17 protein-coding genes are annotated in these 15,747 nt (G+C 61.6%); all 17 read left to right on the forward strand.

What is annotated here, in order from left to right:
* The first annotated feature begins 88 nt into the window (after positions 1-88).
* Genes EKN06_RS02175 through nuoN form a run of 17 tightly spaced genes read left to right on the forward strand, consistent with a single transcriptional unit; the run spans position 89 to position 15,737 of the window.
* Positions 89-463, forward strand: coding sequence for an NADH-quinone oxidoreductase subunit A (locus EKN06_RS02175; protein ID WP_127611223.1), 375 nt, complete (start codon positions 89-91; stop codon positions 461-463).
* A gap of 23 nt (positions 464-486) precedes the next feature.
* The gene (locus EKN06_RS02180) at positions 487-1,035 is read left to right on the forward strand and encodes a NuoB/complex I 20 kDa subunit family protein (protein WP_205693823.1); all 549 of its coding nucleotides are present in this window, start codon (positions 487-489) and stop codon (positions 1,033-1,035) included.
* Between the two features lie 11 nt (positions 1,036-1,046).
* On the forward strand, positions 1,047-1,907 hold the full coding sequence (locus tag EKN06_RS02185; protein ID WP_127611225.1) for an NADH-quinone oxidoreductase subunit C: 861 nt from the start codon (positions 1,047-1,049) through the stop codon (positions 1,905-1,907).
* A complete protein-coding gene (locus tag EKN06_RS02190; RefSeq protein ID WP_127611226.1) occupies positions 1,904-2,443 on the forward strand; it encodes a hypothetical protein in 540 nt (179 codons plus the stop codon). The genes EKN06_RS02185 and EKN06_RS02190 overlap by 4 nt, the downstream gene beginning before the upstream one ends.
* Positions 2,440-3,651 (forward strand): NADH-quinone oxidoreductase subunit D, encoded by a 1,212-nt coding sequence (locus EKN06_RS02195; protein WP_127611227.1) that lies wholly within the window; start codon positions 2,440-2,442, stop codon positions 3,649-3,651. The genes EKN06_RS02190 and EKN06_RS02195 overlap by 4 nt, the downstream gene beginning before the upstream one ends.
* Before the next feature lie 35 nt (positions 3,652-3,686).
* Complete coding sequence (locus EKN06_RS02200; protein WP_127611946.1) at positions 3,687-3,992, forward strand: nuclear transport factor 2 family protein; 306 nt, start codon at positions 3,687-3,689, stop codon at positions 3,990-3,992.
* Positions 3,992-4,660: a complex I 24 kDa subunit family protein gene (locus tag EKN06_RS02205; RefSeq protein WP_127611228.1), complete on the forward strand. Its 669-nt coding sequence runs from the start codon at positions 3,992-3,994 to the stop codon at positions 4,658-4,660. The genes EKN06_RS02200 and EKN06_RS02205 overlap by 1 nt, the downstream gene beginning before the upstream one ends.
* 1 nt (position 4,661) lies before the next feature.
* A complete protein-coding gene (locus tag EKN06_RS15545) occupies positions 4,662-4,799 on the forward strand; it encodes a hypothetical protein (protein WP_164843900.1) in 138 nt (45 codons plus the stop codon).
* A 33-nt stretch (positions 4,800-4,832) separates the two neighbouring features.
* Positions 4,833-6,122: an NADH-quinone oxidoreductase subunit NuoF gene (gene nuoF / locus EKN06_RS02210; protein ID WP_127611229.1), complete on the forward strand. Its 1,290-nt coding sequence runs from the start codon at positions 4,833-4,835 to the stop codon at positions 6,120-6,122.
* Positions 6,122-8,143, forward strand: coding sequence for an NADH-quinone oxidoreductase subunit NuoG (gene nuoG, locus EKN06_RS02215; RefSeq protein WP_127611230.1), 2,022 nt, complete (start codon positions 6,122-6,124; stop codon positions 8,141-8,143). Before nuoF ends, nuoG begins: the two co-directional genes overlap by 1 nt.
* A complete protein-coding gene (gene nuoH / locus EKN06_RS02220) occupies positions 8,140-9,186 on the forward strand; it encodes an NADH-quinone oxidoreductase subunit NuoH (RefSeq protein ID WP_127611231.1) in 1,047 nt (348 codons plus the stop codon). Before nuoG ends, nuoH begins: the two co-directional genes overlap by 4 nt.
* Positions 9,183-9,668 carry an NADH-quinone oxidoreductase subunit NuoI gene (nuoI, locus tag EKN06_RS02225; protein ID WP_127611232.1) on the forward strand — a complete coding sequence of 162 codons (486 nt, stop codon included), beginning with the start codon at positions 9,183-9,185 and terminating at the stop codon, positions 9,666-9,668. The genes nuoH and nuoI overlap by 4 nt, the downstream gene beginning before the upstream one ends.
* Positions 9,669-9,689: 21 nt before the next feature.
* Entirely contained in the window at positions 9,690-10,307 is a 618-nt protein-coding gene (locus tag EKN06_RS02230; RefSeq protein WP_127611233.1) for an NADH-quinone oxidoreductase subunit J, read from the forward strand.
* The gene (gene nuoK / locus EKN06_RS02235; RefSeq protein WP_127611234.1) at positions 10,304-10,609 is read left to right on the forward strand and encodes an NADH-quinone oxidoreductase subunit NuoK; all 306 of its coding nucleotides are present in this window, start codon (positions 10,304-10,306) and stop codon (positions 10,607-10,609) included. Before EKN06_RS02230 ends, nuoK begins: the two co-directional genes overlap by 4 nt.
* 4 nt (positions 10,610-10,613) lie before the next feature.
* Entirely contained in the window at positions 10,614-12,671 is a 2,058-nt protein-coding gene (gene nuoL / locus EKN06_RS02240; protein ID WP_127611235.1) for an NADH-quinone oxidoreductase subunit L, read from the forward strand.
* 22 nt (positions 12,672-12,693) lie between these two features.
* Entirely contained in the window at positions 12,694-14,241 is a 1,548-nt protein-coding gene (locus tag EKN06_RS02245) for an NADH-quinone oxidoreductase subunit M (protein WP_127611236.1), read from the forward strand.
* A complete protein-coding gene (nuoN, locus tag EKN06_RS02250; protein WP_127611237.1) occupies positions 14,241-15,737 on the forward strand; it encodes an NADH-quinone oxidoreductase subunit NuoN in 1,497 nt (498 codons plus the stop codon). Before EKN06_RS02245 ends, nuoN begins: the two co-directional genes overlap by 1 nt.
* Positions 15,738-15,747 lie beyond the last annotated feature (10 nt).

Consider the following 15,747-nt stretch of genomic DNA (forward strand, 5'->3'; position numbering starts at 1 on the left):
TCTTCGAAAGCCCCTCTTGCGCCTTTGGCGACAGATGCCTAGGGCGCATTTCGCAACCGCAACGTGCGTCAAGCAAAGCGAGTCTGTCTTGGTCGACCTTTCGGAATATCTCCCGATCCTGATTTTCCTCGGGATCGCGCTCGGGCTTTCGGCCCTTTTCGTCTTTTTGCCCATGGGGGTCGCGCGTCTGACGGGCACGCATAACCCTGATGCGGAAAAGAACTCGGAATACGAATGCGGCTTTCCCGCGTTCGAGGATCCGCGCAGTCAGTTCGACGTGCGGTTCTATCTGGTGGCAATCCTGTTCATCATCTTCGATCTCGAAGCCGCGTTCCTGTTTCCATGGGCCGTCAGCCTCGACGTCACCGGATGGCCGGGCTGGATTACGATGATGGTGTTCCTGGCCGAACTGGTCATCGGCTTTGCCTATGCGTGGAAGAAGGGAGCCCTGGAATGGGAGTGAACGAGACTCTTCCGCTGACCGGGATGACCACCGCGCCCAATATGCCGACGGCACAGGGCGGCGAGGTCCGGATGCCGGACCATGACTATTTTCAGGCTGTCCAGACCGAAGTGAACGACAAGGGCTTCCTCGTCACCAGCACAGAGGATCTGTTCCAGTGGGCGCGCACCGGCTCGCTGTGGTGGATGACGTTCGGCCTTGCGTGCTGCGCTGTCGAGATGATCCACGTGAACATGCCGCGTTACGACATGGAACGTTTCGGCGCCGCACCGCGCGCATCGCCGCGCCAGTCAGATGTGATGATCGTCGCGGGCACGCTGTGCAACAAGATGGCACCGGCGCTGCGCAAGGTTTACGACCAGATGTCGGATCCGAAATACGTGATCTCGATGGGTTCGTGCGCCAATGGCGGCGGTTATTATCACTATTCCTATTCGGTCGTGCGCGGCTGCGATCGCATCGTGCCGGTCGACATCTACGTGCCGGGCTGTCCCCCGACCGCCGAAGCGCTGCTTTACGGCGTGATGCAGTTGCAGCGTAAGATCCGCCGCGTCGGCACGGTCGCACGGTAAGGGCAGGGACGATGGCAGTCATTCATTCCGCTCCGAAGTGCGCTTCGAACGAGGGTGTCGCCGACGCGCTGAAAGGCGCGCTGGGCGATGCGGTCACCGGCGTGCACGAAGAACATGGCGAGATCCTGATTTCGATCTCGCGAGAAAAGCTGGCCGACGTGATGCGCAGCCTGCGTGACGACCACGCCTATCAGCAGTTGATGGAAATCGCGGGCGTCGATTATCCCAGTCGGGCCGAACGGTTCGAGGTTTGCTACTGCCTGCTTTCGGTCACGAAGAACCATCGCGTCATCGTGAAGGTCTGCACCGACGAGGCGAAGCCAGTTCCCAGTATCACTGGCATCTGGCCGAACGCGGGCTGGCTGGAACGGGAAGTGTTCGACATGTACGGCGTGTTGTTCGCGGGTAACGAAGACTTGCGCCGCATCCTGACGGATTACGGCTTCGAAGGGCATCCCTTCCGCAAGGATTTCCCGCTGAGCGGTTATGTCGAACTGCGCTACTCCGAAGAGGACAAGCGCGTCGTCTATCAGCCGGTCACGCTGGCGCAGGATTTCCGCAGCTTCGACTTCATGAGCCCGTGGGAGGGTGCGGACTACGTGCTGCCCGGTGACGAAAAGGCGGCTGAAAGCCCCGCGCCGCCGACGGTCGATATCCCCAAGACGACCGAAAAGCCGTCCGATACGGGCGCCGGGGCGAAGACCGATGCCAAGGCTGACGACAAAGTCGCGGCGGCGCCTGCTCAAACCGATGGCGGCAAGGCTGCCGACGCGCCCACGCCGACCGAGGATCGCCCCGCGCGCAAGTCGCGCAAGGGCAAGACCAAGGACACCGCGCAGGCGACCGAGCCGAAGAAGGACAACGGGATATGAAACTGCGTATCGCACTTCTCGCCTCGTTGGCGCTGGCCGGTTGCGACAAGCCCGACGAAGCCCCCGTCGCCGCCGAAACGACGGAAGCAGAGAACGTCATCGTCGCGCCGACCGAGGCGAAGCTGGACACAACGCTGCCCGGTGCCGATGGCGAACAAGCTTATGCCGAATTGCTTGCATTGGAAGCGAACGACGGCACGATCATCGCCGACAGCACGAAGGGTGCAGGCCTGTGCTTCTTTACTGACGAAGGCGGGCGCGCTCTGCTGACGGTCGGTGCGCCGAAGATCGAAGACAAGCCCGGCGCCGGCGTCGTACGGCCCAACGGTCAGCCCGCAACCGCGCTTTTTGCGCAGAGCGCCGGGACCGATTACCTCGTCAATGGCCCGACGCTTGAGCGCAAGCCCGTCGACGGTGCGATTGCGATGTCGGTCGCGATCGTGCTGGCCGACGACAAGTCGAGCGCGACACTGACGCTGAAAACGCCAGGTAGCGAGCGCGATTCCTATCAGGGAACGTGGAGCTGTCCGGCATGACGATGCAGCTTGAACAGTCGCCGACGACCGGCGATGAGGTCATCACCAACTACACGATCAACTTCGGCCCGCAGCACCCGGCGGCCCACGGCGTGTTGCGCATGGTCATGGAGCTTGACGGCGAGATCATCGAACGCGTCGATCCGCACGTCGGCTTGCTTCACCGGGGCACCGAAAAGCTGATCGAGTACAAGACATATCTGCAGGCGCTGCCATATTTCGACCGGCTCGATTACTGCTCGCCGCTGGCGCAGGAATACAGCTACATCCTCGCGATCGAAAAGCTGCTGAATGTCGAAGTGCCGATCCGCGCGCAATATCTGCGCGTGCTGTTCGCGGAACTGACGCGCATCTGCAATCACATGCTCAATCTCGGCAGCCACGTGATGGATGTCGGCGCGATGACGCCGAACTTGTGGATGTTCGAAATCCGTGAGGATTGCCTGAACTTCTTCGAGCGCGCGTCGGGCGCACGCATGCACAGCGCATGGTTCCGCCCCGGCGGCGTCCATCAAGACGTTCCGCTCAAGCTGTTGACCGATATCGGCGACTGGCTCGACACGCGGCTGCCCGAACTGTTCGAAGACGCGATGAGCCTTGTCGTGGACAACCGCATCTTCAAGCAGCGCAACGTCGACATCGCGCTGGTGAGCAAGGAAGACGCGCTGGCATGGGGCTTTTCCGGACCGATGATCCGCGCTGCGGGCATTGCGTGGGATCTGCGCAAGAGCCAGCCCTACGACGTTTACGACCGCATGGATTTCGAAATCCCGGTCGGCACAAATTCGGACTGCTATGACCGTTTCATGGTCCGCGTCGAAGAAGTGCGCCAGTCGGCCAAGATCATGAAGCAGTGCCTCGCCGAAATGCCCGAGGGTCCGATCGCAAGTTCGGATCGCAAGGTCGTACCGCCCAAGCGCGGCGAGATGAAAAGCTCGATGGAAGCGCTGATCCATCACTTCAAGCTTTATACCGAGGGCTTTCACGTGCCCGCCGGCGAAGTCTATGTCGCGACCGAAAGCCCCAAGGGGGAATTCGGCGTCTATCTCGTGTCTGACGGGTCGAACAAGCCGTACCGATGCAAGATAAGGCCGACGGCGTTCAGCCACCTTCAGGCGATGGACATGATGTGCAAGGGCCACATGCTGCCTGACGCGACCGCCATCCTCGGCGCGATCGACGTTGTTTTCGGGGAGTGCGACCGGTGAGTGCGACGACCGACCGCACCGCCATCGCGCAGGCCATGATCGCGCACTACAACGCGCAGGACGCCGACGCCTATGTCGCGCTGATGACCGAGAATGCGTGCGAGGCGGCCTATCGCGGCGACGTCGTTCGCGAAGGACGCGAAGGTACGCGTGAGGGACTGAAGGCGATGTTCGCGCAGTTTCCCGAAAATCGCGCCGAAGTGCTCGATGCCAAGGCGCTGGGCGATTACGTCATGTTCCACGAGCGCGTCTGGCGCTCTGCCGATGCCGATCCGTTCGACGTGATCGCGATCTACACTTTCGATGGCGACAAGTGCGCCCGCGTGGAGTTCGTCCGCTAATGGCCGACCGCTATATCGAACCCGAAACCCCGGAACTGCGCGCGCGGTGGGGTGGATTTGCCTTTACGCCCGCATCGGACGCGAAGGCGAGAGACGCCATCTCGCACTATCCCGAGGGTCGCCAGAAATCCGCCGTAATGGCGCTGCTCGACATCGCGCAGCGGCAGGTGGGTGAGGAAACGGCCACGCAGGGCTGGCTGCCGATACCGGTGATGGAATATGTCGCGAGCTATCTCGACATGCCGATCATCCGTGTGGTCGAGGTCGCGACGTTCTACACGATGTACAATCTCGTGCCCGTCGGCAAATTCCACGTCCAGGTCTGTGGCACCACGCCGTGCATGCTGCGCGGGTCCGACGACATCATGGAAACGTGCAAGAAGCGCGGCATGGCCAAGGGCCACACCACTGCCGACGGCATGTGGACGCTGACCGAGGTCGAATGCATGGGCAACTGCTCGTCGGCCCCGATGGTTCAGATCAACGACGACAATTTCGAAGACCTGACGAGCGAACGGCTCGATGCCGTGCTCGACTCGCTGGCCGCCGGCGGTTCGCCCAAGGCGGGGACGCAGGAACCGGGCCGTCACACGGTTGAGCCGTCGGGCGGGCCGACATCGTTGAAGCAGATGGTCGATGCCAACCACGATTATCGGGACGAGTGGTAAGATGGACAATATCGTCGTCGTCATCCTCGCGCTCGTCGCGGTCTTCGTCGCCTGGAAAGTGCTGAAAGGCATCGTCAAGACAATCGTGCTGGTCGGCATACTCATCGCCGCCGCCGTTTTCGTGTTCGGAGTTCTGTGATGCTCGCCGATCCAACTTGTGGAGCGCTCGCAAATGCTCGCTGACAAGGACCGCATCTTCACCAATCTCTATGGCTATCAGGACTGGGGCCTGAAAGCGGCGCAGGCGCGCGGAGACTGGGACAATACCAAGGACATTCTGGCCCGTGGGCAGGATGCCATCATCGACGAGATCAAGGCATCGGGCCTGCGCGGTCGCGGTGGCGCTGGTTTTCCGACCGGCATGAAGTGGTCCTTCATGCCCAAGGAATCGAAGGACGGTCGTCCCAGCTTCCTCGTCATCAACGCCGACGAATCCGAACCGGGTTCGTGCAAGGACCGCGAGATCATCCGCCACGATCCGCACAAGCTGATCGAAGGCGCGCTGGTTGCCGGATATGCGATGCGCGCGCGGGCGGCCTACATCTACATCCGCGGGGAATACATACGCGAGGCATGGCGCCTCGAAGACGCAGTGAAGCAGGCTTATGACGCCGGCCTCATCGGCAAGAACGCCTGTGGTTCGGGGTATGACTTCGACGTCTTCGTCCATCGCGGCGCGGGCGCATACATCTGCGGCGAAGAGACGGCGATGATCGAAAGCCTTGAAGGCAAGAAGGGCCAGCCCCGCCTGAAGCCTCCGTTCCCGGCGGGTGCGGGCCTTTATGGCTGCCCGACGACGGTGAACAACGTGGAATCCATCGCGGTTGCCCCCACAATCATCCGGCGCGGCGCGACGTGGTTCTCCTCCTTCGGGCGGGAGAACAACAAGGGCACCAAGCTGTTTCAGATCAGCGGGCACGTCGATAAGCCCTGCGTGGTCGAGGAAGCGATGAGCATTCCGTTCAGCGAGCTGATCGAAAAGCATTGCGGCGGAATTCGCGGCGGCAAGGACAACCTGCTGGCGGTCATCCCCGGCGGTTCATCAGTGCCGCTCGTCCCGGCGGAACAGATTTGGGACGCGCCGATGGACTTCGACGGGTTGAAGGAAGTTGGATCGGGTCTTGGCACCGCGGCGGTCATCATCATGGACAAGTCGACCGACATCGTTCGCGCGATTTCGCGGCTTTCGTATTTCTATAAGCACGAATCGTGCGGTCAGTGCACGCCCTGCCGCGAAGGCACCGGCTGGATGTGGCGCATGATGGAACGCCTGCGCACCGGTGACGCCGCGGTCGACGAGATCGACATGCTGCAACAAGTGACCAAGCAGGTCGAAGGCCACACGATCTGCGCGCTGGGCGACGCGGCGGCTTGGCCGATCCAGGGCCTGATCAAGCACTTCCGCCCCGAACTTGAGCGCCGCATCGCAGAAGCAGGCAATATGGCAGAGGCAGCTGAGTAATGCCCACAGTCAAGGTAGACGGACAGGAAATCGAAGTCCCCGCAGGCGCCACCGTTCTGCAGGCCTGCGAACTTGCGGGTAAGGAAATCCCGCGTTTCTGTTATCACGAGCGGCTGTCGATCGCCGGCAACTGCCGCATGTGCCTGGTCGAGGTAAAGCCCGGACCGCCCAAGCCGCAAGCATCGTGCGCGCTGCCCGCGACCGACGGTCAGGAAATCCGCACCGATAGCGAGATGGTGAAGAAGGCCCGCGAGGGCGTGATGGAATTCCTCCTCATCAACCATCCGCTCGACTGCCCGATCTGCGATCAGGGCGGCGAATGCGACCTGCAGGACCAGTCGGTCGCCTACGGCCGTGGCGGCTCGCGTTATGACGAGAACAAGCGCGCGGTTACCGAAAAATACATGGGTCCGCTCATCAAGACGACGATGACGCGCTGCATCCACTGCACCCGCTGCGTGCGATTCTCCGAAGAGATCGCTGGCGTGGACGAGATCGGCGCGCTTTATCGCGGCGAGAACATGCAGATCACGACTTATCTCGAGCATGCGGTTAAGCACGAGCTTTCGGCCAACGTGATCGATCTGTGCCCGGTCGGCGCGCTGACCTCGCGCCCCTATGCTTTCGAGGCGCGGCCGTGGGAGCTGAAAAAGACGCTCGGCATCGACGTCATGGACGCGCTGGGCGCGAACATCCGCATCGACAGCCGCGGTCGCGAAGTGATGCGCGCGCTGCCGCGTCTGAACGACGACGTTAACGAGGAGTGGCTGGCCGACAAGTCGCGCTATGCCGTCGACGGGCTGACCCGCCGCCGTCTCGACAAGGTGTGGATCCGCCAAACGTCCGGCGAAAACCGCGGCAAGCTCGAAGCGGCCACGTGGGACGATGCGTTCAAGAAGATCAAGGCGGCGAAACCGGGCAAGGATATCGCCGCGGTCTATGGCGACCTGCTCGACTGCGAAACGATGTTCGCGGCGAAGGCGCTGCTCGGCGCGATGGGCTCGACCCTGATCGAAGGCCGCCAGTCGGGCATGACCTACGACACGTCGAACCTTGCTGCGGTTAACTTCAACACCACTCTGGCCGGGATCGAGAACGCCGACGCGGTGCTGATCGTTGGCAGCCAGATCCGGCATGAAGCGCCGCTCCTCAATGTTCGCCTGCGCAAGGCGGTGAAGCGCGGGGCGAAGGTCTTCGTGGTCGGTCCCGAATGGGAGACGACATATCCCGCGACGTTCCTCGGCAACGACCTTGGCGTATTGAATTCGCTTTCGTCCGATGTGACCGACGCGATGAGCAAAGCCGAGCGGCCGGCGATCATCCTTGGCGGAGCGGCACTTGGTCGCGGCGCGCTGGGCAAGGCGCTGGCGCTGGCGGGCGAATGGAATGTCGTGCGTGAAGGGTGGAACGGGTTCAACTCGCTCCACTTCTCGGCCTCTCGCATGGGCGGGTTGATGCTCGGTCTTGCGCAGGCCGGTGGCATGGCGGACCTGATTGCGGCCAAGCCCAAGGTGCTGCTGGCGCTGGGCTCGGACGAGGTCGACTTCACCAAGTTCCCAGACACGCTCAAGGTCTTCATCGGCCACCACGGCGACAAGGGCGCGCATGCGGCGGACGTGATCCTGCCCGCCGCCGCCTATACCGAAAAGTCCGGCACATACGTCAATATCGAAGGGCGCGTGCAGCGGTCCGAAAAGGCCGTGTTCGCGCCGGGCGATGCGCGTGAGGATTGGACGATCCTGCGCGCACTGGCCGATGCGTTGGGCGTGACGGTCGGTTTCGACACGTTCGAACAGCTTCGCGCCGCCATGTTCGCCGATACCCCGGCTTTGGCCAACGAAGGTCTTGCCGATTTCGGCATGGCGCTTCCCGCAGGCGGCGGTGACGCATCGGGTGAAATCGCAGCCTATCCGGTTGCCGATTACTACCTGACCAACGCCATCTGCCGGGCCAGCCCGACGATGCAGCGTTGTTCGGCAGAACTGCTCCACGGGCAGGACTTCGCGGAGGCCGCGGAATGACCGAGACTTTCATCAACTGGGGCATGACCGCGGACTGGGCCTGGTTTGTCGCCACCATCTGCGGAATTCTGCTGATCGCGCTGCCGCTGATGCTCGGCGTGGCGATGATCATCTATGCCGATCGCAAGATCTGGGCGGCGATGGCGCTGCGCCGTGGTCCCAACGTAGTCGGGCCGTTCGGCCTGCTTCAATCCTTTGCTGACGGGCTCAAGGTATTCCTGCAGGAAACGATCATTCCGTCGGCGGCGAACAAGGGCCTGTTCCTGATCGCGCCGATCATCACCTTTACCGTCGCGCTGATGGCCTGGGCGGTGATCCCGTTCAATTCGGGCGCGGTTTTGGCCGACATTAACGTCGGGCTGCTCTACATTCTCGCGATCAGTTCGCTGGGCGTCTATGGCGTTGTCATCGCGGGGTGGGCGTCGAACTCGAAATATCCTTTCTTTTCAGCCATGCGCGCCGCCGCGCAGATGATCTCCTACGAAGTCTCCATCGGCTTCATCATCATCTGCGTCGTGCTTTGGGCGGGCACGTTCAACATGAACGGCATCGTGATTGCGCAGAAGGGCCACGTGTTCGGCTTCCTGAATGGCTTCGGCTTCAATCCGCTGCTGTTCCCGATGTGGGTGCTGTTCCTGATTTCGGGCATGGCCGAAACCGCGCGTGCGCCGTTCGACCTTACCGAGGCGGAAAGCGAGCTCGTCGCCGGATACCAGACCGAATATTCTTCCATGAGCTTCGCGCTCTACTGGCTCGGCGAATATGCCAACGTGCTGCTGATGTGCACGCTCAACGCGGTGCTTTTCTTTGGCGGATGGCTACCGCCGGTCGATTGGGCACCGCTCTATTGGGTGAACGGTTTCGTGTGGCTGTTGCTCAAGATCCTGTTTTTCTTTTTTATCTTCAGCTGGGTAAAGGCCACCGTGCCGCGCTATCGCTATGATCAGCTGATGCGCCTTGGCTGGAAGGTCTTCCTGCCGTTCTCGCTGCTCTGGGTATTCCTTGTCAGCGGCTACCTCATGGCCACCGGACATTTCGCATGACCGTCGCACAGTTCATAAAAGCGTTCACCCTCTGGGAATTCCTGAAGGCGCACGCCCTCACGCTGAAGTATTTCTTCAAGCCCAAGGCGACGATCAACTATCCGTACGAAAAGAACCCCCTGAGCCCGCGTTTCCGCGGGGAACACGCGCTGCGTCGCTATCCCAATGGCGAAGAACGCTGCATCGCGTGCAAGCTGTGCGAAGCGGTGTGCCCGGCCCAGGCCATCACGATCGAGGCCGAACCGCGCGACGATGGCAGCCGCCGCACGACGCGCTACGACATCGATATGACCAAGTGCATCTTCTGCGGCTTCTGTCAGGAAGCGTGCCCGGTCGACGCCATCGTCGAGGGCCCGAATTTCGAATACGCGACCGAAACGCGCGAAGAACTGCTTTACGACAAGGCGAAACTGCTGGCGAACGGGGACAAGTGGGAGCGGGCGATTGCCGCAAACCTTGAAGCCGATGCGCCCTATCGCTAGGGGCCGCGCGGGAACAATCACATGATCCACACGATAGCCTTTTACCTTTTCGCGGCCATCCTGATCGCCAGCGCCGTGCTGGTCATCATGAGCCGCAACCCGGTCCACTCGGTTTTGTGGCTGATTCTCGCGTTTTTCAACGCCGCGGGGCTAATGGTGCTCGTCGGTGCGGAATTCATCGCGATGCTGCTGGTCATCGTCTATGTCGGCGCGGTCGCGGTTCTGTTCCTGTTCGTTGTCATGATGCTCGACATCGATTTTGCCGAATTGCGCGGCGGGTTCATGAAGAACTTCCCGCTTGGCATCGCGCTTGCCGTCGCATTGCTGGCCGAACTGGTCCTCGGTCTTGGCGCATATCGCGCAGGGAAGTTGGAACTGGGTCAGGCTGACGGCACGGCCGCAACACTGGCCGGCCGGTCCAACATCGAAAGCATCGGCGGGCTGCTTTACGGCGAATACCTGTTCCTGTTCGAAGCGGCGGGACTCGTCCTGCTGGTCGCGATGATCGGCGCCATCGTGCTGACTCACCGTCAGCGTACCGACACGCGCGGACAGAACATTTCGAAGCAGATCGCGCGTCGTCCCGAAGAGGCGACGATCAACGTGAAGCCTGAAATCGGGAAGGGGGTTCAGCTGTGATCGGGATCGAACACTACGTCGTCGTCAGCTCGATCCTGTTCGTGCTCGGCGTGCTCGGCATATTCCTCAATCGCAAGAACGTCATCGTGATCCTGATGGCGATCGAACTCATTCTGCTGGCGGTGAATATCAATTTCGTCGCGTTCAGCTCGTTCCTCGGTGACCTGACGGGCCAGATCTTCGCGATGTTCGTGTTGACCGTTGCGGCGGGCGAAGCGGCGATCGGACTTGCTATCCTCGTCATTTACTTCCGTGGCCGCGGCACCATCGCGGTCGACGACATCCATCGGATGCGGGGATAATCGCGTGATCCAGCTTATCGTCTTTGGTCCGCTGCTGGCGGCCATCCTCGCAGGGTTCGCGAACAAGAGCTTCGGCGCCGTCTTTCCCAAGGCGGTGACGACGGGCGCGCTGTTCCTGTCGTGCGCCCTGTCGTGGCCGATCTTCCTCAGCTTCATGACGGGCAATGCCGAAGCGGGCGTGACCCCGGTGCTGCAATGGGTGCAGTCGGGTGACATGACCTTCGACTGGGCCCTGCGGGTCGACACGCTGACGGCGGTCATGCTGGTCGTGATCACCAGTGTGTCCGCGCTCGTCCACCTCTATTCATGGGGCTACATGGACGAAGATCCGGATCAGCCGCGCTTCTTCGCCTATCTGTCCCTGTTTACGTTCGCCATGCTGATGCTGGTGACGGCCGACAACCTCGTGCAGATGTTCTTCGGTTGGGAAGGGGTTGGCCTTGCGTCGTATCTCCTGATCGGGTTCTGGTTCCGCAAACCCAGCGCCAATGCCGCTGCGATCAAAGCGTTCGTCGTCAATCGCGTCGGCGATCTTGGCTTCATGATGGGCATCTTTGGCGTGTTCCTCGTGTTTGGCACGACATCGATCCCCGAAATCCTAGACCGCGCCCCGGACATGGCGGGATCGAGCATCGGCTTCCTGGGCATGCGTCTCGACACGATGACGGTGCTTTGCATTCTCTTGTTCATCGGCGCGATGGGCAAGTCCGCGCAGCTTGGTTTGCACACTTGGCTCCCCGACGCGATGGAAGGCCCGACGCCGGTGTCGGCGCTGATCCATGCCGCGACGATGGTGACCGCGGGCGTGTTCATGGTTTGTCGCCTGTCGCCGCTGTTCGAAACCAGCCAGATGGCGTTGACATTCGTGACCTTCATCGGTGCCGCGACCTGTTTCTTCGCCGCCACGATCGGCACGACGCAGACCGACATCAAGCGCGTGATCGCCTATTCGACCTGTTCGCAGCTGGGCTACATGTTCTTTGCCGCGGGCGTCGGCGCCTATGGCGCGGCGATGTTCCACTTGTTCACCCACGCATTTTTCAAGGCGCTGCTGTTCCTTGGCGCAGGCTCGGTCATCCATGCGATGCACCACGAACAGGACATGCGTTATTACGGCGGCCTACGTAAGCATATCCCGATCACGTTCTGGGCGATGCTGGCGGGTACGCTGGCAATAACCGGCGTCGGGATCTGGTTCCTGCACATCGGGTTCGCCGGCTTCTATTCGAAGGACGCCATTCTGGAGAGCGCTTTCGCCAGCGGGACCGAGATGGGGCAGTTCGCCTTCCTCATGGGCATCGTCGCGGCGCTGCTGACCAGCTTCTATTCGTGGCGCCTGATGTTCCTGACCTTCTGGGGCAAGCCGCGCTGGGAACAGTCGGAGCATATCCAGCACGCAGTCCATGACGCGCACGGCCATCACGACCTTCCGAGCGAGGAAGACGCGGGCCACGATCCTCACGCGCCGGTGCACACCGCGCATGGCGATGGGCATTCCGATGGAACCGCGGGCTATCATCCGCACGAAAGCCCGTGGGCCATGCTGATCCCGCTGGTCGTGCTTTCGGCGGGCGCGATCCTTGCGGGCGCGATCTGGAGCCACTCGTTCCTCGAAAGTGCTGGTTTCTGGAACGGTTCGATCTTCTACAACGAGGACCTGATGCACGCGATGCATGCCGTGCCGACATGGGTGAAGATTGCGCCGGGTGCGGTCATGCTGATCGGGCTGCTCATCGCGTGGAACAACTACATCCGCGATCCGGGCGCGCCTGCGCGTTTCGTGGGCATGTTCGGCGGGGTCTACACGTTCCTCAAGAACAAGTGGTACTTCGACGAGCTCTACGACGTGATCTTCGTGAAGCCGGCTTTCTGGCTGGGCCGCAAGTTCTGGAAGTGGGGCGACGAAGGAACAATCGACCGGTTCGGTCCGGACGGTGCCGCTTGGGTCGTGGCGCAAGGTTCGCGTTATGCTCAGAAAGTGCAGACCGGATACCTCTACAGCTATGCGCTGGTCATGCTGCTCGGGCTGGTCGCCGCGATCAGCTGGGTCTTGGTACGATAAGGGACGGGGCAGGATTTAGATAATGGACGGCTTTCCGATCCTTTCACTGATGCTGCTGGTGCCGTTGATCGGCGCCGCCATCTGCATGTTCGTGCCGGCGAAGACCGCTTGCATGGTCGCGCTTGTCGCCACGTTGATCGATTTCGCACTGGGCGTCGTACTTTGGGCGAGCTTCGATATCGGCGGCGCGCAATGGCAATTCGTCGAAAAGGCGGAGCTGTTCGCGGGCTTTTCCTATGCGCTGGGCATCGACGGCATCGCGCTGATGCTGATTATGCTTTCGGTGTTCCTGATGCCGATTTGCATCGGGGCCAGCTGGCTTTCGGTGACGAAGCGTGTCGGCGAATACATGGCCGCTTTCCTGATGATGGAAACGCTGATGATCGGCGTTTTCGCGGCGCAGGACCTGTTCCTGTTCTATATTTTCTTCGAAGCAGGCCTTATACCGATGTATCTTATCATCGGCATCTGGGGCGGCGACAACCGCATCTACGCTTCGTACAAGTTCTTCCTCTACACGCTCATCGGCTCGGTGCTGATGCTGATCGCGATGTTCTGGATGGTGCGCGAAGCTGGCACGACCGACATTCCGACTCTGATGGCGACCGACTTCCCGGCGGGGGCACAGAACTGGCTGTGGCTGGCCTTTTTCGCCAGCTTTGCGGTAAAGATGCCAATGTGGCCGGTTCATACCTGGCTTCCCGATGCGCACGTTCAGGCGCCGACGGCCGGTTCGGTCATCCTGGCAGGCGTGCTGCTGAAGATGGGCGGCTACGGCTTTATCCGGTTCTCGTTGCCGATGTTCCCCGATGCGTCAGCGTATTTTGCCTGGCTGATCTTCGGCCTGTCGATGATCGCGGTCGTGTACACGTCGCTTGTCGCGCTGGTTCAACACGACATGAAGAAGCTGATCGCCTATTCCTCGGTCGCGCACATGGCGATCGTGTGCATCGCGCTCTTCAGCTTCAACGTGCAGGGTCTCGAAGGCTCGATGATTGTGATGCTCAGCCACGGGCTCGTGTCGGGTGCGCTGTTCCTTGCCGTCGGCGTGATCTATGATCGGCTGCACACGCGAGAGATCAGCCGTTACGGCGGGCTTGCGATCAACATGCCGAAGTACGCGCTGTTCTTACTGCTGTTCACAATGGCCTCGATAGGCCTCCCGGGCACCAGCGGTTTCGTCGGCGAATTCCTGGCGCTTGCGGGCGTTTACCAGATTTCCAGCTGGGTCGCGTTGATCTGCACGACCGGCATCATCCTTGGCGCTGCCTACATGCTTTACCTCTACCGCCGCGTCGCTTTCGGCGACCAGACCAACGCCGATGCCGCCGCCATGCCCGACATCGACAAACGGGAATGGGCAATGATGCTCCCGCTCGCCGCCGCAGTGCTGTGGATGGGCGTTTATCCCGAAAGCTTCCTGGCGCCGATGCGCAGCGACATCGAGTGGCTGGACCAGCGGCTCGCTTCCGCCGCACCTGCCGGGGATGCGCGCCTCAGCGAACCGAAGCCGGAGGCAGCGAGCGCTGAACACGGCGCGGCCGCGGCAAAAGAAGGGGGGACGCACTGATGAACGACTTCTCCCAATCGCTGCAGCTCATCGCTGCCGAGGAATTGCTGACCGTTGTGGGCCTGATCTTGTTGCTCGCCGCCGCATGGATGGGCGACAAGGGTTCGCGCGTCATCTCGATCGTCGCCGTGGCGGCGTTGACGGCCTGTGCTTTCATCGCCGCGCCCACGCTTTGTCAGGGCGCGATGGGGCCTGATCGCGTTGCGTTTTCGGGACAGTACACCGCCGATGCGTTTTCCGCCTTTGCCAAGATCTTGATCTATGCCGCCGGTGGCGCTGCGTTGATCGTGGCTCCCGCGTTCTTCGGGCGGGCCGGTTCGAACGGTCAGTCCGCGATGCGCGCGGAGTACCCGGTTCTGGTCCTGTTCGCCGTGCTCGGGATGAACATGATGGTTTCGGCCACCGACTTCCTGACGCTGTATATTGGTCTCGAGCTGAACAGCCTTGCAGCATACGTCCTTGCCGCTTTTTTGCGTAGCGATGAGCGTTCGGCCGAGGCGGGCCTGAAATACTTCGTGCTGGGCGCGCTGGCGTCGGGCATCATCCTGTTCGGGATGAGCCTGACTTATGGCTTTACCGGTTCGACGAATTTCACGGCCGTCGCGCTCGCACTCGATGGCGCGATGTCGACTGGCGCGCTGTTCGGGTTGATCTTCGTGCTTGCGGGCCTGGCCTTCAAGATCAGCGCGGTGCCGTTTCACATGTGGACGCCCGACGTATACGAAGGCGCGCCGACACCGGTTACGATGTTCTTTGCCACCGCGCCAAAGGTTGCGGCGCTGGCGCTGACGATGAGGGTGGCGCTCGACGCTTACGGATCGCAGGCAGCGGCATGGCAGCAGATCGTGATCTTCGTCTCGCTCGCTTCGATTATCGTCGGCGCATTGGGAGCCATCGGGCAATCCAATATCAAGCGTCTTCTTGCCTATTCGTCGATCAACAATGTCGGCTTTCTGCTGATCGGTCTTGCCGCCGTAACGCAGGAAGGCGCGTCGGCCATGCTCGTTTATCTGGCGATCTATGTTGCGATGAGCGTCGCCGGCTTCGTCGTTGTACTGATGCTGCGGGACGCGGATGATAACCCGGTGGAGGCGATCGCCGACATCGCGGGCCTGTCACGCACGCGTCCGGCGTTGGCATGGGCGCTGGCGGCGGTCATGTTCAGCCTTGCTGGCATCCCGCCGCTGTTCGGCTTCTGGGGCAAGTTCGTGGTGTTTCAGGCGGCGGTGAACGCCGATCTGCTCGCGCTTGCGGCGATCGGCATTGCGGCCAGTGTGATCGGTGCGTTCTACTACCTGAAGGTCGTGAAGATCGCGTTTTTCGATGAGCCTGCCAACGTGGTGAGTGCGAACGGCGAAACGGGCGCCGACGCGATCGGGCACAAAGTGCTGCTGTTGCTGTCGTGCATTTTCATCTCGCCGCTTGGCTACCTGCTGACCCCGTGGCTTGGCGATCTGGCGGACAAGGCGGCGGCAGCGCTGTTCTTCGCAGGTTGATCGGCACCGC

The organism is Croceicoccus ponticola, assembly GCF_004004515.1.
Taxonomy (GTDB): Bacteria; Pseudomonadota; Alphaproteobacteria; order Sphingomonadales; family Sphingomonadaceae; genus Croceicoccus; species Croceicoccus ponticola.